At 71.2% G+C, this 18,330-nt stretch carries 17 protein-coding genes and 1 tRNA gene; 14 read left to right on the plus strand and 4 right to left on the minus strand.

All coding sequences use genetic code 11. The features are described 5' to 3' along the window. Positions 1-63 precede the first annotated feature (63 nt). Positions 64-684 (minus strand): 5-formyltetrahydrofolate cyclo-ligase, encoded by a 621-nt coding sequence (locus ACZ7L5_RS39730; protein ID WP_471523603.1) that lies wholly within the window; start codon positions 682-684, stop codon positions 64-66. 94 nt (positions 685-778) lie between these two features. Between ACZ7L5_RS39730 and galU the strand changes: the two genes are divergently transcribed. The 8 genes from galU (at position 779) to ACZ7L5_RS39770 (ending at position 7,747) form a co-directional block, all read left to right on the plus strand. Further along, on the plus strand, positions 779-1,681 hold the full coding sequence (gene galU, locus ACZ7L5_RS39735; RefSeq protein ID WP_328881077.1) for a UTP--glucose-1-phosphate uridylyltransferase GalU: 903 nt from the start codon (positions 779-781) through the stop codon (positions 1,679-1,681). 4 nt (positions 1,682-1,685) lie between these two features. Continuing rightward, positions 1,686-3,011: a molybdotransferase-like divisome protein Glp gene (glp, locus tag ACZ7L5_RS39740; RefSeq protein ID WP_471523352.1), complete on the plus strand. Its 1,326-nt coding sequence runs from the start codon at positions 1,686-1,688 to the stop codon at positions 3,009-3,011. An 86-nt stretch (positions 3,012-3,097) separates the two neighbouring features. After that, on the plus strand, positions 3,098-3,625 hold the full coding sequence (gene moaC, locus ACZ7L5_RS39745) for a cyclic pyranopterin monophosphate synthase MoaC (RefSeq protein WP_362384511.1): 528 nt from the start codon (positions 3,098-3,100) through the stop codon (positions 3,623-3,625). Continuing rightward, positions 3,622-4,122 (plus strand): MogA/MoaB family molybdenum cofactor biosynthesis protein, encoded by a 501-nt coding sequence (locus ACZ7L5_RS39750; RefSeq protein WP_471523353.1) that lies wholly within the window; start codon positions 3,622-3,624, stop codon positions 4,120-4,122. The genes moaC and ACZ7L5_RS39750 overlap by 4 nt, the downstream gene beginning before the upstream one ends. 59 nt (positions 4,123-4,181) lie before the next feature. Next, complete coding sequence (locus tag ACZ7L5_RS39755; protein ID WP_471019445.1) at positions 4,182-4,802, plus strand: GNAT family N-acetyltransferase; 621 nt, start codon at positions 4,182-4,184, stop codon at positions 4,800-4,802. Positions 4,803-4,973: 171 nt separating this feature from the next. Then, the gene (sepX, locus tag ACZ7L5_RS39760; protein ID WP_471523355.1) at positions 4,974-6,266 is read left to right on the plus strand and encodes a divisome protein SepX/GlpR; all 1,293 of its coding nucleotides are present in this window, start codon (positions 4,974-4,976) and stop codon (positions 6,264-6,266) included. A 71-nt stretch (positions 6,267-6,337) separates the two neighbouring features. Beyond that, a tRNA-Ala gene (locus ACZ7L5_RS39765) sits at positions 6,338-6,411 on the plus strand. Positions 6,412-6,517: 106 nt separating this feature from the next. Further along, the gene (locus ACZ7L5_RS39770) at positions 6,518-7,747 is read left to right on the plus strand and encodes an MFS transporter (RefSeq protein WP_471523605.1); all 1,230 of its coding nucleotides are present in this window, start codon (positions 6,518-6,520) and stop codon (positions 7,745-7,747) included. Positions 7,748-7,751: 4 nt separating this feature from the next. Here the strand turns inward: ACZ7L5_RS39770 and ACZ7L5_RS39775 are convergent, their stop codons facing one another. Continuing rightward, complete coding sequence (locus ACZ7L5_RS39775; RefSeq protein WP_471523357.1) at positions 7,752-8,228, minus strand: GNAT family N-acetyltransferase; 477 nt, start codon at positions 8,226-8,228, stop codon at positions 7,752-7,754. A gap of 77 nt (positions 8,229-8,305) precedes the next feature. Here ACZ7L5_RS39775 and ACZ7L5_RS39780 point away from each other — a divergent pair, with 77 nt between their 5' ends. Beyond that, on the plus strand, positions 8,306-9,109 hold the full coding sequence (locus ACZ7L5_RS39780; RefSeq protein WP_471523359.1) for an exodeoxyribonuclease III: 804 nt from the start codon (positions 8,306-8,308) through the stop codon (positions 9,107-9,109). Positions 9,110-9,351: 242 nt separating this feature from the next. Here ACZ7L5_RS39780 and ACZ7L5_RS39785 read toward each other — a convergent pair whose 3' ends face one another. After that, positions 9,352-9,993, minus strand: a complete 642-nt coding sequence (locus tag ACZ7L5_RS39785; protein ID WP_471523361.1) for a MerR family transcriptional regulator — start codon at positions 9,991-9,993, stop codon at positions 9,352-9,354. A gap of 148 nt (positions 9,994-10,141) precedes the next feature. Here ACZ7L5_RS39785 and ACZ7L5_RS39790 point away from each other — a divergent pair, with 148 nt between their 5' ends. From ACZ7L5_RS39790 to ACZ7L5_RS39805, 4 genes are all read left to right on the plus strand, one after another. After that, positions 10,142-11,707 carry a flavin-containing monooxygenase gene (locus ACZ7L5_RS39790; RefSeq protein WP_471523363.1) on the plus strand — a complete coding sequence of 522 codons (1,566 nt, stop codon included), beginning with the start codon at positions 10,142-10,144 and terminating at the stop codon, positions 11,705-11,707. Then, positions 11,704-12,648, plus strand: coding sequence for an alpha/beta fold hydrolase (locus ACZ7L5_RS39795; RefSeq protein ID WP_471523364.1), 945 nt, complete (start codon positions 11,704-11,706; stop codon positions 12,646-12,648). Before ACZ7L5_RS39790 ends, ACZ7L5_RS39795 begins: the two co-directional genes overlap by 4 nt. Further along, a complete protein-coding gene (locus ACZ7L5_RS39800; RefSeq protein WP_471523366.1) occupies positions 12,645-13,529 on the plus strand; it encodes an SDR family oxidoreductase in 885 nt (294 codons plus the stop codon). The genes ACZ7L5_RS39795 and ACZ7L5_RS39800 overlap by 4 nt, the downstream gene beginning before the upstream one ends. Positions 13,530-13,615: 86 nt before the next feature. Continuing rightward, on the plus strand, positions 13,616-13,825 hold the full coding sequence (locus ACZ7L5_RS39805; protein WP_471523368.1) for a hypothetical protein: 210 nt from the start codon (positions 13,616-13,618) through the stop codon (positions 13,823-13,825). 234 nt (positions 13,826-14,059) lie between these two features. Here the strand turns inward: ACZ7L5_RS39805 and ACZ7L5_RS39810 are convergent, their stop codons facing one another. Further along, on the minus strand, positions 14,060-17,293 hold the full coding sequence (locus ACZ7L5_RS39810) for a S41 family peptidase (RefSeq protein ID WP_471523370.1): 3,234 nt from the start codon (positions 17,291-17,293) through the stop codon (positions 14,060-14,062). Between the two features lie 213 nt (positions 17,294-17,506). On the opposite strand from ACZ7L5_RS39810, the gene ACZ7L5_RS39815 reads away from it, so the two are divergent. Then, a complete protein-coding gene (locus tag ACZ7L5_RS39815; RefSeq protein ID WP_471523607.1) occupies positions 17,507-18,100 on the plus strand; it encodes a TetR/AcrR family transcriptional regulator in 594 nt (197 codons plus the stop codon). The last annotated feature ends 230 nt before the right edge of the window (positions 18,101-18,330 follow it).

The raw sequence follows: 18,330 nt of genomic DNA on the forward strand, positions 1-18,330 counted from the left end.
AAAGGGCCCTCCACGCACGCGTGGAGGGCCCTTCGCCTGTGCGGCACCGCGGCCTGAAAGGACTCAGGCCGCGCGGAACCTGCGCACCCCCGACGGCGTCACCACCGCGTCCACCGGACGATCGTGCGGCTCCGCGGGGACGTGCTCGACGACCTCGGAGTCGTAGAGCAGCACCACGCGCGCGGGATGCGCCCCAGCGCCTTCGAGGCGGGCCAGGACGCGGTCGTACGACCCACCCCCGCGCCCCAGACGCATCCCGCGCGCGTCGACCGCAAGGCCCGGCAGCAGCACGACGTCGGCGCCGGTCACGGCGTCCGGGCCGAGGCGTTCGCCGGCGGGCTCGAAGAGGGCCATCTTCCCGCCGTGTTGAACGCGGGCGAGGGAGTCCTCCCCCAAGTAGGCACCCCAGTCGAGGTCGTTGTCGGGCAGAAGGGCGGGGAGCAGGACGCGTACGCCCCGGGCGCGCAGCGCGTCGAGCAGCGCGAGCGTGCCGGGTTCACTCCCCACGGAGACGTACGCGGCCACCACGCGCGCGAGCGCCAACTCGGGCAGCTCCAGCGCCCGAACCGCCAGCGCGGCCGCGGTTTCTCGCAGGTCATCGGCCGTCAACCTGTTTCTCACCGAGATGAATTCTCGCCGCAATGTTCGCTTGTCAGTCTCGGCCGGACGTCCGGAGTGAGTCACTGGTCGCACCCGTACCCTTCCTAATGCGCTCATATGAGAGTGAATTAACCGGAGCCTCAGATTCACTGCAAAGGCACCGGATATGGTGTCGGGCATGACTCAGTCGCACCCTCGGATCAGCAAGGCTGTCATCCCCGCAGCGGGCCTAGGTACCCGCTTCCTGCCGGCCACCAAAGCCACTCCCAAGGAGATGCTGCCGGTCGTCGACAAGCCGGCGATCCAGTACGTGGTCGAAGAGGCCGTATCGGCAGGCCTCGACGACGTCCTCATGATCACGGGCCGCAACAAGCGCCCGCTGGAGGACCACTTCGACCGCAACTACGAGCTGGAGTCCGCTCTTCAGAAGAAGGGTGACGCCGGCCGGCTCGCCAAGGTGCAGGAGTCCAGCGACCTCGCGACGATGCACTACGTCCGCCAGGGCGACCCCAAGGGCCTCGGCCACGCCGTCCTGTGCGCCGCTCCGCACGTCGGCCACGAGCCCTTCGCCGTCCTCCTCGGCGACGACCTGATCGACCCGCGCGACCCGCTGCTCAAGCGGATGGTCGAGGTGCAGGAGCAGCACGGCGGCAGCGTCATCGCGCTGATGGAGGTCGCGCCCGAGCAGATCCACCTCTACGGCTGCGCGGCCGTGGACCCCACCGACGACGGCGACGTGGTCAAGGTGCACGACCTCGTCGAGAAGCCGGCCGCGGCGGACGCCCCGTCCAACTACGCGATCATCGGCCGCTACGTCCTCGACCCGGCCATCTTCGACATACTGCGCAAGACCGAGCCGGGCCGCGGCGGTGAGATCCAGCTCACCGACGCCCTCCAGCAGCTCTCGCAGGACGAGAAGGTCGGCGGCCCGGTGCACGGCGTCGTCTTCAAGGGCCGCCGCTATGACACCGGCGACCGTGGCGACTACCTGCGTGCCATTGTCAGACTCGCATGCGAACGTGAAGACCTGGGCCCGGACTTCCGGACCTGGCTTCGCAGTTACGTAGCCGAGGAGATGTAGCGAGTTGAGCACCGCCGCCGCGCCCCGCCCCGCCGGCCAGGACCACCTCTGGTCGGTGGACGAACACCTGGAGGACATCCTCGCGACCGTCCGCCCCCTCGAACCCATCGAGCTGCAACTGCTCGACGCCCAGGGCTGTGTCCTGGTCGACGACGTCACGGTGCCGGTCTCCCTGCCACCGTTCGACAACAGCTCCATGGACGGGTACGCGGTGCGGGTCGCGGATGTCGCGGGCGCGAGCGAGGAGTTCCCGGCGGTCCTGGAGGTCGTCGGGGACGTCGCGGCGGGCCAGGCCGACCTGCTCCACGTGGGCCCGGGCCAGGCCGCCCGCATCATGACCGGCGCCCCGCTGCCGCCCGGCGCCGAGACGGTCGTGCCCGTGGAGTGGACCGACGGCGGCCTCGGCGAGGGCCCGGTGACCGGGATGCGCGCCCGCAGCCTGGCCCCCGAGGGCGCCCGGGGCCAGGTGCACATCCACCGGCCGGCCGAGGCACGCGCGCATGTGCGCGCGAAGGGCAGCGACGTCAAGGCGGGCGACCGCGCGCTCGAAGCGGGCACGGTCCTCGGGCCGCCCCAGATCGCCCTGCTCGCCGCGATCGGACGCGGCACGGTGCGCGTGCGCCCGCGCCCGCGCGTGGTCGTCATGTCCACCGGCAGCGAACTCGTCCAGCCCGACGAGGCCCTGGGCAGCGGCCAGATCTACGACTCCAACAGCTTCGCCCTCACCGCCGCGGCCCGTGACGCCGGCGCCATCGCCTACCGCGTGGGCGCCGTCGCCGACGACGCCGAGACCCTCCGGTCCACCGTCGAGGACCAGCTCGTGCGCGCCGATCTCATGGTCACCACCGGCGGCGTGAGCGTCGGGGCGTACGACGTCGTCAAGGAGGCGCTGTCGCACGTCGGCGACGAGGACGAGGCCGGCAGCGGCATCGACTTCCGCAAGCTCGCCATGCAGCCCGGCAAGCCTCAGGGCTTCGGCTCCATCGGCCCCGACCACACCCCGCTGCTCGCGCTCCCGGGCAACCCGGTGTCGTCGTACGTCTCCTTCGAGCTGTTCGTGCGCCCCGCGATCCGCACTCTGATGGGCCTGGAGGACGTCCACCGGCCGCGGCTGACGGCGACCCTCGCCGCGGACAAGGCGCTGAGCTCTCCCAAGGGACGCAGACAGTTCCTGCGCGGGACGTACGCCGACGGCGAGGTGCGGCCGGTCGGCGGCGCCGGATCCCATCTGATCGCCGCCCTCGCGCACGCCGATGCGCTGATCGTCGTCCCGGAGGACGTGGAGAGCGTCGAGCCCGGCACCGAGGTCGAGATGGTCCTGCTCCGCTGAGGGGCCCCGGCCCGCGATACCGTGTCGCGCACAGCAGGCCCGTGCGCCGCACCGCGACGGGCCCGGACCGGGAGCGCCACACGATCATGACTGTGCCTTCCCGGGGGGAGACCCCCGGACCCCATGAGCACGACCGCCCCACGCAGCAGCGGCTGACGCACATCGACGACGCGGGCGCGGCCCGCATGGTCGACGTCTCCGGGAAGGACGTGACCGCGCGCACCGCCCGCGCCAGCGGACGCGTCCTCGTCTCGCCCCGCGTGGTCGAGCTGCTGCGCGGCGAGGGGGTACCCAAGGGCGACGCCCTCGCCACCGCGCGTATCGCGGGCATCATGGGCGCCAAACGCACACCGGACCTGATCCCGCTGTGCCACCCGTTGTCGGTGTCCGGTGTGAAACTGGACCTGTCGGTCGCGGACGACGCGGTGGAGATCCTGGCCACCGTGAAGACGACGGACCGCACGGGCGTCGAGATGGAGGCCCTCACCGCGGTCTCCGTCGCCGCGCTCACCGTGATCGACATGGTGAAGGCGGTCGACAAGGGAGCGGTCATCACGGACGTACGGGTGGAGGAGAAGACGGGCGGCAAGTCGGGCGACTGGAGCCGGGCATGATGTATCGCGCTCTTGTGGTCACCGCCTCCAACCGGGCTGCCGCCGGGGTCTACGAGGACAAGGGCGGCCCGCTGATCGCCGAGGGCCTGAAGGGCTTCGGCTTCGAGGTCGAGGGGCCGCAGATCGTGCCGGACGGGGACCCGGTGGAGGCAGCGCTGCGCGCCGGAGTCGACGCCGGGTACGACGTCATCGTGACCACCGGCGGCACCGGCATCTCGCCGACCGACCGCACCCCCGAGGCGACCCGCGCCCTCCTCGACTTCGAGGTGCCGGGCATCGCCGAGGCGATCAGGGCGTTCGGACGGGACAAGGTGCCCACGGCGGCACTGTCCCGGGGGCTCGCCGGAGTCGCCGGACGCACACTGATCATCAACCTGCCCGGCTCCAGCGGCGGAGTGAAGGACGGACTGGCCGTCCTCGAACCCCTGCTGACCCACGCCGTCGACCAGATCCGCGGCGGCGACCACTCCAGACCCAGCAGCGGGGGTGCGAGCTGAACAGCCCATCCTGGCCCGTCGTGCTGAGGGACGGCGATGTCGTCCTGAGGCCGATAAAGATGCGCGACCAACGGGCCTGGCGCGAGGTCAACCGGCGCAACCGGGACTGGCTGCGGCCCTGGGAGGCGACCATTCCGCCGCCCACGCCCAGCGGACCGATCACGCACCGGCCGACCTACCGCCAGATGGTCCGGCATCTGCGGTCCGAGGCGCACTCGGGCCGGATGCTGCCGTTCGTCATCGAGTACCAGGGGCGGCTGGTGGGGCAGTTGACGGTCGCCGGCATCACCTGGGGCTCGATGTGTTCGGGACACGTCGGCTACTGGGTGGACGAGGCGGTGGCGGGCCGCGGGGTCATGCCGACCGCTGTGGCGCTCGTGGTGGACCACTGTTTCCGCACCGTTGGTCTGCACCGCATCGAGGTCTGCATTCGCCCCGAGAACGGGCCCAGCCGCCGGGTCGTCGAGAAACTCGGATTCCGCGAGGAGGGGCTCCGTCCGCGATATCTCCACATCGACGGAGCCTGGCGCGACCATCTCGTCTTCGCGCTCACGTCGGAAGAGGTCCCGGAGGGGTTGCTCGGACGCTGGCACCGGGCGCGCTCGCAGAAGACATCGCAGTCGAACCCGCAGGACACCCGCCAGAACAGTCAGGGGAATCCCGCGTGGCCCGGAAATTGAATAAGTGTTCGAAATTGATCGCCGGATGACCGGCTCAGGGCATTAAATTCGCGCCTCGGCGGGCTGCTGATCGCATCGGTCACAAAAAAAGTTCGAAATATCAGCCAGATCGTGCGACACACCGGCTCAATTGGCGGATGGCCTCACGCAAACCCCTCTACCGTGTGAGACGTGAGCAGCAGCGGCCTCATCTACGCAGTCATTGTCGGGGCCTGGGCCGCCTACTTGGTGCCGATGTGGCTCCGTAGGCAGGACGAGCTGAACGAGGCCCGTCCGACGGAACGCTTCAGCACAGCCATCCGGTTGCTGTCCGGACGGGCGGGGATGGAGCGCCGGTACGCCAAGGACCTGCGCGCGCGCTCCACCGAGGAGGGGGAGCACAGCGCCGATGACCCGGGCGACGTCACCGAGTCGGTGGACGTCCGGGCCTTCGCCGTGCCTCCGACCCGTCCGCAGACCCAGGCTGCGGTACAGGCACAGGCCCCGGCGCGCCCGGAGCCGGCACGGGAATCCGCGCGGGAACCCATGCGAGAACAGGGGGGCAAACCGGCACCCGAACACGGGTCCAGGCAGGCCCCCGAACGCGCGGGCGCGCCCACGGCCGAAGCGGGCTCCGGCCCGGCGGCCAAGGCGCGCAAGCGAGTGCCCGCCGCCCGGCGGGCGCCCTCGGCCTCGGAGGAGGCGGCAGCAGCGCGGGCCCGGCGCCTGAAGGTGCTCGCGCGCCGTCGGCGCACCACCGTCGTCCTCTTCCTCGCCTTCACCCTCGGCGCGATCGTCGCCGCGGTCGGCGGGCTCGCGTTCCTGTGGGCGCCCGGCGTTCCCGCCGTCATGCTCAGTGGGTACATCGCGTATCTGCGCTCCCAGGAGCGCCGCCGCTTCGCCTACCAGATGGACCGGCGCCGCGCAGAGATCGCCGCGCAGCGGCTCCGCGAGCATGCGCGCCAGTCGCGCCGCCGCGGCCCCGCCGACGCAGGTGCCGGCCTCGACGAGTCCGACGAGGGGCCCGAACCAGGTACCGACCCCGGGCTCTCCGCCCTCGCCGCGGACCGGCGCGCCCTCGTCGAGCAGACCGACCACGCCGAGTGGGTCGACCAGCAGCGCGAGCGGCAGCGCAGGCCCGGCCACGGCGACAGCTGGGACCCGGTACCGGTGCCCCTGCCGACGTACGTGACCGCGCCGGTCGCGCCTCGGGCCACCTCCGACGTGGACCTCGGCGCCCCGGACGCCTGGAGCTCGGCACGGTCGAGCCCCGTCGGCCGGGACCGGGAGGCAGCCGAGGCCGCGGACGGGCCCGCGCGGGGCGCCGAGCCGGGCGACTCGGGCCGCGAGGAGGAGAAAGCCGAGGGGGGCGGTCGTAGCGACGCGCGCCGGGCCGCCTCCGCCCGCCGGGCGCGTGAGCGGGGCCGTACGCCGCTGTTCGACCAGTTCGAGGACGGCGAGCGGCCGCGCGCCGCGAACGAGTAGCCGCCCTCGTCCGGCCAGGGAACGGATTTCCAAGCACCCCGATCGGGGTGCTAAAGTTTCACTCGTTGCAAGGGCCTGTGGCGCAGTCCGGTAGCGCACCTCGTTCGCATCGAGGGGGCCAGGGGTTCAAATCCCCTCAGGTCCACCGCAACAACTTTCCAGGGAAACTTGGGTAGTTGAAAGATCCCGTCCGATCGGTTGATCGGGCGGGATCTTTGTTGTTCCCAAGGGGTCACGTCTTGAGGGGGACCGTGCAGAAGGCCACCGCGGAGTTACCGGCGAGGCGCGTGACGCCGCTGCGAGACGCACGCTTCCGGCGGTTCGTGACCGCCAGTCTCATCTCCGCCACCGGATCCGCGATGGCACCCCTCGCGCTCGCCTACTCCGTGATCGAGCAGGGCGGTGGCGCCGGCGACCTCGGTGTGGTGCTCGCCACGAACACCGTGCCCACCATCGTCTTCCTTCTCGTGGGCGGAGTGCTCGCGGACCGTGTCTCCCGGAGCAGGCTGCTCTTCCTCGGCAACCTGCTGGCGGCCGCCGCTCAGGGGGCGCTGGCCGTGACCGTCGCCATCGGGCAGGCCACGACCACCTCCATCGCGGTCTGCGGCTTCGTCTCGGGGACGGCCATGGCCTTCACCGTGCCCGCCACCCAGGGCGCCGTGCCCCAGATCGTGCCGGCGGAGCAGTTGCAGCAGGCCAACGCCCTGCTCAGGCTGCCGAGCAACGCCGTCAAAGTGCTCGGGCCCGCCATCGGCGGCGTCGTCGTCGCGGCCGGCGGCCCGGCCTGGGCGCTGGCCTGGGACGCGCTCACCTTCGCCGTGGCCGCCGTCCTGCTGCTCGGGCTGCGCCTGGACGCGCAAGTCACCGTCACCAGCGCGCTGAGTGACCTGAGGGAGGGCTGGACCGGCTTCTGGTCGCGGACCTGGCTGTGGACCTACACGGTCGCCGGGGCCGTCCTTGTCGCCGCCTGGCTGGCCGGGTTCCAGTTGCTGGGGCCGGTCGTCGCGGCGGAGCAGTACGCGGGGGCGCGTGACTGGGGGCTCGTGGCGGCCGCGTTCTCCGCGGGGCTGCTGGTCGGGACCGTGGTGTGCCTGCGCTGGCGGCCGTACCGGCTGATGGTCGTGGCGGTCGCGGCCGGTGCGCCGCTCGCCGGGCCGTTGCTCGTCATGGCGTGGGGACTGCCGCTGCCCTGGCTGCTGTTGGCCGCCCTGCTCGCGGGGATCGCGTTGGACGTGGCGATCGTCGCGTGGACAACCGCCTTCCAGCAGCATGTGCCGCAGGGCGAGTTGGGTCGCATGAGCGCGTTCAACAGCGTCGGGGAGCGGCTGGCCATTCCGCTCGGCTACCTGCTCACCGCGCTCGCCGCCGGCAGCTGGGACAACCGGACGGTGCTGATGGTGTGCGCCGGGCTCGTCGTCGCCGCCACCGTCCTCAACCTCTGTGTGCGGGACCTCTACCGCGTCAACGCCGCACGGAAGTGACCGCTCACAGCGCCTTCGCATAACACAGGCTCAGATCGTGGAAGCGGTAGTAGCCGAACTTCCCGCACGGCTCGTAGCCGCTGGACGTGTACAGCGCCACCGCCTCCGGCTGCTTCGCCCCGGTCTCCAGCACCATGCGGGTGCGGCCCGCCGCCCGCGCGTCGTCCTCCAGCGCGGCAAGGATGCGTCTCGCCAGGCCGCGCCCGCGCATCTGCTCGATGACGTACATCCGCTTGAGCTCGGCGTCCCCGTCCTCGTTGCCCTCGCCGTTCTCGTCCTGGGCCCGCCAGCCGCCGGACGCGACGGGGGTGCCGAGCGCGTCGTACGCGATCAGGTACAGGCCGTTCGGCGGCCTGAAGTCCGCCGTGTCCAGAGGTGTGGCGTCACCGTCATCGCCGTAGCGGACGCCGTACTCGGCCTGCACTTGGTCGTTGAGCTTGACGGCGTCGGGGTGGCCGAAAGGGACGGAGCGTATATGCATGCTGGATACCGTATATCAATTCAAGGTCAAGAAGTTCCAGAATCGGACACCGTCCAGTGTGCCGGTAGGGTGCCCGAGTGCTCACTGTGACCTCTGTGAATGTGAACGGGCTGCGGGCCGCCGCGAAGAAGGGCTTCGTGGAGTGGCTCGCCGGCACCGAGGCCGATGTGCTGTGCCTTCAGGAGGTGCGCGCGGAGCCGCAGCAGCTGCCCGAGGGCGTCCGCGCGCCCGACGGCTGGCACGTCGTGCACGCGCCGGCCGCCGCCAAGGGCCGCGCCGGCGTCTCCCTCTACACCCGCCGCGAGCCCGACCGGATCCAGGTCGGCTTCGGGTCGAGTGAGTTCGACGACAGTGGGCGTTACGTCGAGGCCGACCTGCCGGGTGTGACGGTCGCCTCGCTCTACCTCCCCTCCGGCGAGGTGGGCACCGAGCGGCAGGACGAGAAGGTCCGCTTCATGGGCGAATTCCTCGCCTACCTGAAGGCCCTGCGCGAGCGCGCCGCCGCCGACGGCCGCGAGGTCCTGGTCTGCGGCGACTGGAACATCGCCCACCAGCAGGCCGACCTGAAGAACTGGCGCGGCAACACCAAGAACTCCGGGTTCCTGCCGGAGGAGCGGGAGTGGCTGACCGAGGTGTTCGCGCCGGGCGCCGCCGGCTATGTCGATGTCGTGCGGGCGCTGCATCCGGATGTGGAGGGGCCGTATACCTGGTGGTCGTACCGGGGGCGGGCTTTCGAGAGAGATACAGGTTGGAGGATCGACCTCGCCGTGGCGACCCCGGGCCTTGCGGGGAAGGCGGCCAAAGCGTACGTGGAGCGAGCCGCCAGTCACGACGAACGGTGGTCGGATCACGCTCCCGTGACAGTCGTCTTCCACAAGTGACTTGGACCGTGGGGGTGCGCTGAAACCCGCACACCCCCACACGCACCGTAGGCACGTCAGGGACGTGGCCCGACTGTGAAGGTCAAGCGGGAGGTGTCAGGCCCGGCCAGCCGCTCCGGGCCGCCGCCCGATCGCCCCTTGGCGACTGACACCCGAACCCCGTCCCGCAGGAGTCGTTGCACTGCTGGATGCAGGCGCGCTGCCTGCCGCTGGACAGCTGAGGCGTGAGGTGATCTCGGGCGCTAGCCGCCCTTCCGTAGCCGTCGGTCCAGTGCCAGCGAAAGCTCCGCTTCCACCACGCTCCGGGCGAGTGGGCGCAGGCGCTGGAGGTCGTCCTCGCGGGCGTGGCGCAGGACCAGTTCGGCGAACATCTCCGCGAGGTCGTCGACGCGCTCGCGGACCTGCTTGCCCGCCGCCAGGACCTCGGCGAGGGGGATGCCCTCGCGGACCAGGGCCGAGGAGACGTCCAGGAGGCGGCGGCTGATGTGGACGATCTCGCCGCCGTCGGTGCCGAGGTAGCCGAGCTCCAGGGCGGCGGCGAGGTTCTCCGGGGTGACCTGGCCCTCGAAGCGTGCGGCGAGTTCCTCGGGGGTGAGGCGGACCGGCTCCTCCTCCGTGGGGGCGGCGCCGAGGAGGTCGGCGACGTCGCGGCCGTGGTCGAGGGCGTCGGCCAGTTCCGCGATGCCGTTCAGGGTGTGGCCGCGTTCCAGCAGGGCCGAGATCGTGCGCAGTCGGGCCAGGTGGTGGTCGTCGTACCAGGCGATGCGGCCCTCGCGGCGGGGTGGCGGGATCAGCTTGCGTTCCCGGTAGAAGCGCAGGGTGCGCGTCGTGATGCCGGCCAGGCGGGCCAGTTCCTCCATGCGGTATTCACGCTTCTCGGTCACCCGGGAACCTTAATTCGTACCGGCGGTAACTTTCCTCGATCCGACCCCTACCGGTCGGTACGGACCTCCTCTACTCTCCCCATTGTGCCAGTGTTCACTGGCATGGTTCCGGTTTCCGGGGTCCGGGAGAAGCTAGGGAGGCACAGGCATGGCCGAACGCGAACATGTGCGGGTCGCGGTGGTCGGGTCCGGGTTCGGCGGGCTGGGGGCCGCCGTACGGCTGCGGCGCGAGGGCGTCACCGACTTCGTCGTCCTGGAGCGGGCCGACAGCGTCGGAGGCACCTGGCGGGACAACAGCTATCCGGGGTGTGCGTGTGACGTGCCGTCCCATCTGTACTCCTTCTCCTTCGCGCCCAACCCCGACTGGCCGCGCACCTTCTCCGGCCAGCAGCACATCCGCGCCTACCTGGAGCACGTCACCGACGTCTTCCGCCTGCGGCCGCACATCCGCTTCAACTCGGAGGTGCAGCGGATGACCTGGAACGCCGAGCGGCTGTGCTGGGACATCGAGACCAGCAGCGGGAATCTGTCGGCCGACCTCGTCGTCTCCGCCACCGGGCCGCTGTCCGACCCGAAGATGCCGGACATCCCGGGGCTCGACTCCTTCCCGGGCAAGGTCTTCCACTCCGCCCGCTGGGACCACGACTTCGACCTGCGCGGCAAGCGCGTCGCGATGGTCGGCACCGGCGCCTCCGCCATCCAGATCGTGCCGTCCATCCAGCCGGAGGTCGAGCGGCTCACGCTCTTCCAGCGCACCCCGCCGTGGGTCATGCCCCGCGTCGACCGTGCCATCACCGGCGTCGAGCGCTCCCTGCACCGGGCCCTGCCCCTCACCGCGCAACTGCGCCGCGGACTGCTGTGGGGCATCCGGGAGCTTCAGGTCCAGGCGTTCACCAAGCGCCCCAACGAGCTGGGTCTCATCGAGCAGTTGGCCAAGCGGAACATGGGCCGCTCCATCAAGGACCCGGCCCTGCGCGCCAAGCTGACCCCCGACTACCGCATCGGCTGCAAGCGGATCCTGCTGAGCAGTGAGTACTATCCGGCGCTCGCCCAGCCCAACGTGGACCTCGTCGCCAGTGGTCTCAGCGAGGTCCGCGGCTCGACCCTGGTCGCCGCCGACGGCAGCGAGGCCGAGGCCGACGCGATCGTCTTCGGCACGGGGTTCCACGTCACCGACATGCCGATCGCGGACCGGGTGGTGGGCGCGGAGGGCAAGACCCTCGCCGAGGCGTGGAAGGGCGGGATGGAGGCGCTGCGCGGCGCGTCCGCCGCCGGGTTCCCGAACTGGATGACGATCATCGGGCCCAACACGGGCCTCGGGAACTCGTCCATGATCCTCATGATCGAGTCCCAGCTGAACTACATGGCCGACTTCGTGAAGCAGTTGGACGTCCTCGGTGGACGCGCGGCTCTGGACGCCCGGCCCAGCGCCGTGCACGCCTGGAACCGGCGGGTTCAGGAACGCATGAAGCGGACGGTGTGGAACACGGGCGGCTGCACCAGCTGGTACCTGGATGCCAGCGGCCGCAACACGACGGTGTGGCCCGGTACGACGTCCGAGTTCCGGCGGGCCACGCGGCGGGTGGATCTGGCGGAGTACGAACTCCTGCGAGCGCCGGCCGAGAAGGACGCCGAGTCCAGAAATGCCAAGTCCAAAAACGCCAAGACCAAAAACGCCAAGTCCAAGGACGCCACGTCGGAGGTGACCGCGTGAGCCGGCTGACGCACGTCGCCTCCGGGCCGTACGCCCCACCCGCCCCCGCCCGTGAGCTGACGGCGATATCCGCCGACGGCGCCCGTCTGCACGTGGAGGTGCACGGTCCCCTCGACGACACGGCCGCGCCCGCCGTCGTGCTCGCGCACGGCTGGACCTGCTCGACCGCCTTCTGGGCGGCGCAGATCCGGGAGCTGGCCGTCGATCACCGGGTCATCGCCTACGACCAGCGCGGCCACGGACGCAGTCCGGCGAGCCCGGCGTGCAGCAGCGACGCTCTCGCCGACGACCTCGAAGCCGTACTGGAGGCCACGCTCGCACCCGGCGAGAAGGCCGTGATCGTCGGGCACTCCATGGGCGGCATGACGGTGATGGCCGCCGCCGGCCGCCCGGGATTCCGGGCGCACGCCGCCGCGGTCCTGCTGTGCAGCACGGGCGCCTCGCGGCTGGTCGCCGAGTCCACGGTCGTACCGATGCGGCCGGGGCGGCTGCGGACCTGGCTGACCAAGCACATCCTCGGCTCCCGGGCGCCGCTCGGGCCGGTCACGCCGATCGCGAGGGCGATTCTCAAGTACGCGACGATGGGCCCCGGTTCGGCCCCGCACATGGTCGAGGCGTGCGCGCGGATCGTGCACGCGTGCCCGCGCAAGGTGCGATACGCCTGGTCGAACGTGCTGGATCTGCTCGATCTCGACCACGGCGTGCGGGAGTTGACGGTGCCGACCGCGGTGGTCGTCGGCACGGCCGACCGCCTGACCCCGCCGGTGCACGCCCGCTCGCTGGCCGCCGCGCTGCCGCACTGCCTCGGCGTCACCGAACTGCCCGGGCTCGGGCACATGACACCGGTCGAGGCGCCCGAGCTGGTGGCCGGGAAGATACGGGAGCTCGTCATGACGTACCCGCAGGCCGACACGTACACGCAGGTCAAGGAGGGCGCATGAGCAGGGTGAGCCTTGAAGGACAGGTCGCCGTCGTCACGGGGGCGGCGCGGGGCGTCGGGGAGCTCCTCGCCCGCAAGCTCTCGGCGCGCGGCGCGAAGGTGGCGCTCGTGGGGCTGGAGGCGGACGCCCTCAAGCAGGTCTCCGCACGGCTGCACAGCGACAGCGACCACTGGTACGCCGACGTGACGGATCACGAGGCGATGGCGCGGGTGGCGCTGGAGGTGAAGGAACGGTTCGGGAAGGTCGACGTCGTCGTCGCCAACGCGGGTGTCGCCAGCGGGGGACCGTTCGTGGACTCCGACCCGGAGGCGTGGCGGCGGGTCATCGAGGTCAACCTCATCGGGTCGGCGGTGACGGCTCGCACGTTTCTGCCGGTGCTGTTGGAGAGCCGGGGCTATCTCCTGCAGATAGCCTCGCTCGCGGCCATCACGCCGGCGCCGATGATGACCGCGTACTGCGCGTCCAAGTCCGGTGTGGAGGCGTACGCGCACAGTCTGCGGGCCGAAGTCGGTTACAGGGGCGTGCGGGTGGGGGTCGGCTATCTGTCCTGGACCGACACCGACATGGTGCGCGGCGCCGATCAGGACGACGTCATGCGGGAGTTGAGGAAGCGGCTGCCCTGGCCGGCCAACAAGACGTATCCGCTGGGGCCGGCGGTCGACCGGATCGTGGCCGGGATCGAGCGGCGCTCCAGCCATGTCTACGCGCAGTGGTGGCTGCGCGGGATGCAGGGGGTGCGCGGGTACCTGCCGGGGATCATCGGGACCGTGGGGCAACGGGAGATGCGGCGGTTCGGGGACCGGCTGGTGGGGGTGCGGACGGGGTTGGTCGGCGCGGGCGGCGCCGCCGATGAGCAGGAGCGTATTACGCGGCGTAACTGATCGACATGCGCAGGGTTATCGCCCGTGTGAATCTGGTCGAGGCCCCACCGAGGGGCCAACCCCACTCACTACGGGAGTGAACCCACATGGGCATGAAGGACCAGTTCAAGGAGAAGTCCGAGCAGCTGCAGGAGCGTGCGCGTCAGCACGGGCAGCACGGGCAGCAGGGCCCGCAGCGTCCGCAGGGCCAGCCGGAGCGTGGGCGCCAGCGGCCGCCGCGGGACGAGGAGTCCGAGCCGATGCGTGAGCGTGAGCGTGAGGACGAGGAGCGGTTCGACCAGGACTACGACCGGTAGTCAGTCGGTTCGCTGAGCGCGGGGCGCCCACTGTTTTGGTGGGTGCCCCGCGTTTTGGCTTGTGTGGACGGGTGCGCTGTGGGGTGCGGGCCGGTGGGGGCTTGTCGCGCAGTTCCCCGCGCCCCTTGGGGTGTTGGTGCCGTCGCGTGTTCAAGAGGCGTGGTGTCGGGTCGCGCCCACGCGGCGGAGCCGCAAATTGAAGCAGTCCCGCGCTTCTGGGTGGGCTCCCCTGGCTCAAGAACGCGGGGGCAGCTTCGGACGTGAGCGGTTTGGTACGTGTGCGTAGTCCGGGGGCGTTGCCGCGGGGTTCGTCTCCAGGAGTTCCAGGGCGAGTTCCACCGCGTCCGTCAGCTGGGCGTGGCGGCCCTCCGCCCAGTCCAGCGGTGTCCGCAGGACCTCGACGTCCGGGCTCACCCCCTTGTTCTCGACGCTCCAGCCGTACGCGTCGAACCAGGCCGCGTTCATCGGGACCGTGATCACCGTGCCGTCGCCGAGGCGGTGGCGGCCGGTCATGCCGACCACTCCGCCCCAGGTGCGCTGGCCCACGACCGGTCCCAGTTTGAGGAGTTTGAAGGCCGCCGTGATCATGTCGCCGTCCGAGGAGGTCGCCTCGTCGGCGAGGGCGACGACCGGGCCGCGCGGGGCGTTCGAGGCGTACGACACCGGCTGGGCGTTGCGGGTGAGGTCCCAGCCGAGGATCGTGCGGGTGAGCTTCTCCACTACCAGCTCGCTGATGTGGCCGCCCGCGTTGCCGCGGACGTCGACGATCAGTGCGGGGCGGGACATCTCCATGCGCAGGTCCCGGTTGAACTGGGCCCAGCCCGAGCCGCCCATGTCCGGGATGTGCAGGTAGCCGCAGCGGCCGTCGCTCAACTCCCGTACGACGGCGCGGCGTTTGGCGACCCAGTCCTGGTAGCGCAGGGGGCGTTCGTCGATGAGGGGGACCACGGCCACGCGGCGTGCGCGGCCCGCCTCGCCCTCTGCGGGGGTGAACGTCAGTTCCACCGTCGTGCCGCCGGCGCCGGCCAGGAGGGGGTAGGGGCCCGTGACGGGGTCCACGAGACGGCCGTCGACGTGGGTGAGGACGGCGCCTTCCCGGATGCCGGTGCCTGCCAGCGGGGAACGGGCCTTGGAGTCGGAGGACTCGCCGGGGAGGATGCGCTTGACCATCCAGCCCTCGTCGCGGCGCACGAAGTTGGCGCCGAGCAGGCCCTGCCAGCGCTGGTAGTGGGCCGGGCCCTCGTTGCGGCGGGCTGCGGAGACGTAGGCGTGTGAGGTGCCGAGTTCGCCCAGCACCTCGCGGAGGAGGTCCGCGAACTCGTCGGGGGAGGCGACACGTTCGACCAGGGGGCGGTACTGGGCGAGCACCGCGTCCCAGTCGATGCCGCACATCTCCGGCTCCCAGAAGTACGCCCGGATCAGCCGGCCCGCCTCCGCGTAGGACTGCCTCCACTCGGCCGTCGGGTCCACCTGGTGCAGGATGCGGCGCAGGTCGATCCACACCGTCGTGTCACTGTCGCCGGACTCGGAGGCCGGGACACCGCGCAGGTCGTTCTCGTCGACCAGGACCAGCCGGGTGCCGTCGCCGCTCACCGCGAACCAGTCGAGGTGGTCGACGAGTTCGGACTTCTTCGCCTTGCTGATGTTGAAGTGTTCGAGGGTGGGCCGGCCGGTCATGTCGTCCGGGTTGGCGAACGTCTCGCCCAGCGCCCCCGAGATCGGCCAGCGCAGCCAGACCAGTCCGCCGCCCGCGACCGGGTACAGCGCCGAGTACTTGGAGGCGGTGACCGGGAACGGGGTGACCCGGCTCTCCAGGCCCTCGATCTCGACGGTCGGCGCGCCGCCGTCGCCGCCCTCCTCGTCCTCCACCGGGTCCAGGCCGCCGGCCGCGGGGCGGCCCTCCGGGTTCAGGGCGAAGGGGGAGGGGGTCGCGGAGGACAGGGGGACCAGGTAGGGGCGGCAGCCCAGCGGGAAGGACAGGTCGCCGGTGTGGACGTCGTACACCGGGTCGAAGCCGCGCCAGGAGAGGAAGGCCAGGTAGCGGCCGTCCCGGGTGAACACCGGATTCTCGTCCTCGAAGCGGCCGTTGGTGACGTCGACGATCATCCGGTCCTTTATGCGCGCCAGCTTGATCTGGCGCAGGGTGCGGCCGATGCCGGGGTGCGACCACGTCAGCCAGCTGCCGTCCGGGGAGAAGGCCAGGTCCCGCACGGGGCCGTTGACGGACCGGATCAGTTCGGTGACCTCGCCGTTGGAGTCCTCCGTGACGTCGAGGAGCAGGAGGCGTCCGTCGTGCGCGGCGATCGCGAGGCGCTCACCCTGCGGGTCGGCGACCATCTCCAGGACCCGGCCCAGCTCGCCCGAGGCCAGTCGGCGCGGCTCGCGGTCGCCGGTGGCCCTGGGCAGGTAGGCGATCTCGATGGCGTCCTCGCCCTGCGCGTCCGTCACATACGCGACCTGGCCGACCGAGCCGAGCATCTCCGGGAGCCGGACCCGTACGCCGGGGGTGTCGATGATCGTGCGGGCGGGGCCGTCCCGGTGGGTGAGCCAGTACAGGCTGCCGCGCACGACCACGGCGCTCGCGCGGCCCGTCTCGTCCACGGAGATGCCGTCGACGTGCTGGGCGGCCGGCACCTGGTACGGACGGCGGCCCGCGCGCGGCCCGCTCAGGCGTACGTCGAGCCGGCGCGGCTCGGAGTCCGCGGCGAGGTCGTCCACGATCCACAGGTCGCCCGCGCACTGGTACACCACCCGGGTGCCGTCGCTCGCGGCGTGCCGGGCGTAGAAGGCGTCGTGGTCGGTGTGCCGGCGCAGGTCGGAGCCGTCGTACGCGCACGAGTAGAGGTTGCCGACGCCCTCGTGGTCGGAGAGGAAGGCGATCCGGCCGCCGACGAACATGGGGGAGGCGAGGTGGCCGCCGAGGTCCGCGAGCAGGCGTTCGCCGTGCAGCCAGAGCCTGCCCGTGGCCCCGCCCCGGTAGCGCTTCCAGGCGGCCGGTTCGTGCGGCGGGGTGCCGGTCAGGAGCAGGGTCTTGCGTTCGCCGTCGAGGTCGGTGACCTGGAGGTCGGAGCACGGGCCCCAGGGGAGCTTGCGGCCGGGGTCGCCGTCCGGGCGGACCTTGTAGGCCCAGGTGAAGTGGGAGAAGGGCTCGCCGTGCGAGGCGACGGCGAGGATCACGCCGTCGGGGGTCCAGCCGCACACCTGGGTGTCCGCCGAGCCCCAGTGCGTGAGCTGGCGGCCGGGGCCGCCGTCGACCGGGACGAGGTGGATCTCGGGGACCAGGCTGCGCCAGCTCGTGTACGCGATGTGGCGGCCGTCGGGGGAGAAGCGGGGGTGGCCGGTCTTGGTGCGGTCCACGGTGAGCCGCCAGGCGCGGGCCGGACCGTCGAGGGGGGCCAGCCACAGGTCGTCCTCGGCCACGAAGCACAGCAGGTCGTCATGGAGGTGCGGCAGGCGCAGATAGCTCACCTACCCATGCTTTTCCCGGGAACGGACCTCAGCAACTCGTGACATGCCCGGCATGAGGGTGTGCGCGTGACCCAGGACACGAACGAAACCGTTTCGTTTCGCTCGCGGATGAGGTACCTTCTAGGTGTACGAAACCGTGTCGTTCGGAGTGGGAAGGTGAGGACCGTGACCGAGGCATCCAAGGGCGCGGCGTCAGCCGCTCCAGTGGAGCCGGTGCTTGCACCGGGGCGCCGCAGTCGGATCACCCCTGAGCGCGAGGCCGAGTTGTACGAGGCCGTGCTCGACCTGCTCCGGGAGGTCGGCTACGACGCCCTCACCATGGACGCCGTGGCGGCCCGCACCCGGTCCAGCAAGGCGACGCTCTACCGCCAGTGGGGCGGCAAGCCCGAGCTGGTGGCGAAGGCGATCCGGCACAACAAGCCGGGGAACATCGCCGACGTCGACACCGGTTCCCTGCGGGGCGACCTCCACGCCCTCACGTCACGCGAGGACGACTGCCACATGCAGCAGAACGCCGCGCTGATGCGGGGTCTGTTCATGGCGGTGCACGCCAACCCCGACCTTCTCCAGGCCTTCAAGGAACTGCTCATCGAGCCGGAGATGGAGGAGTTCAACCGGGTGGTCCAGCGGGCCGTCGACCGCGGCGAGGTCCGTGCCGACTGCCCCGCGCTGGAGTACGTGGTGCACATGCTCGTCGGCGCGTTCGCCACCCGGACGCTGATCGACGACCAGCCGCCGACGCAGTCCTTCCTCATGTCGTACATCGACGCCGTGGTCCTCCCCGCCCTCGGCGCGCCCACCCACTGACAGTCCCCTGAGCAAGCCCTCCACCTGACGTAACCGCTCACGTCGTCGGGCTGATGACCCCTGCCCTGGGGCCTGTGTCGGAACCCCGGCCGGGGGCCCGCCGCCTGGCACGCACGCTCGCCGCGTTGCCGAACCGCCCACGTGGCTCCGCCACGAGGGCGCTCCGGCGCCTTGCGATCGCACGCACCAGACGACGTGCGCTGATCCGGCCGGAGTTCCGACACAGGCCC

The sequence above is a fragment of the Streptomyces sp. NPDC107528 genome (genome assembly GCF_055639295.1).

Excerpts from the sequence above, each read along its gene's own strand:
- galU (WP_328881077.1), top strand. The coding sequence starts at position 779 with ATGACTCAGTCGCACCCTCGGATCAGCAAGGCTGTCATCCCCGCAGCG.
- moaC (WP_362384511.1), top strand. The coding sequence starts at position 3,098 with ATGACTGTGCCTTCCCGGGGGGAGACCCCCGGACCCCATGAGCACGAC.
- ACZ7L5_RS39750 (WP_471523353.1), top strand. The coding sequence starts at position 3,622 with ATGATGTATCGCGCTCTTGTGGTCACCGCCTCCAACCGGGCTGCCGCC.
- ACZ7L5_RS39755 (WP_471019445.1), top strand. The coding sequence starts at position 4,182 with ATGCGCGACCAACGGGCCTGGCGCGAGGTCAACCGGCGCAACCGGGAC.
- ACZ7L5_RS39775 (WP_471523357.1), bottom strand. The coding sequence starts at position 8,228 with ATGCATATACGCTCCGTCCCTTTCGGCCACCCCGACGCCGTCAAGCTC.
- ACZ7L5_RS39790 (WP_471523363.1), top strand. The coding sequence starts at position 10,142 with ATGGCCGAACGCGAACATGTGCGGGTCGCGGTGGTCGGGTCCGGGTTC.
- ACZ7L5_RS39800 (WP_471523366.1), top strand. The coding sequence starts at position 12,645 with ATGAGCAGGGTGAGCCTTGAAGGACAGGTCGCCGTCGTCACGGGGGCG.
- ACZ7L5_RS39805 (WP_471523368.1), top strand. The coding sequence starts at position 13,616 with ATGGGCATGAAGGACCAGTTCAAGGAGAAGTCCGAGCAGCTGCAGGAG.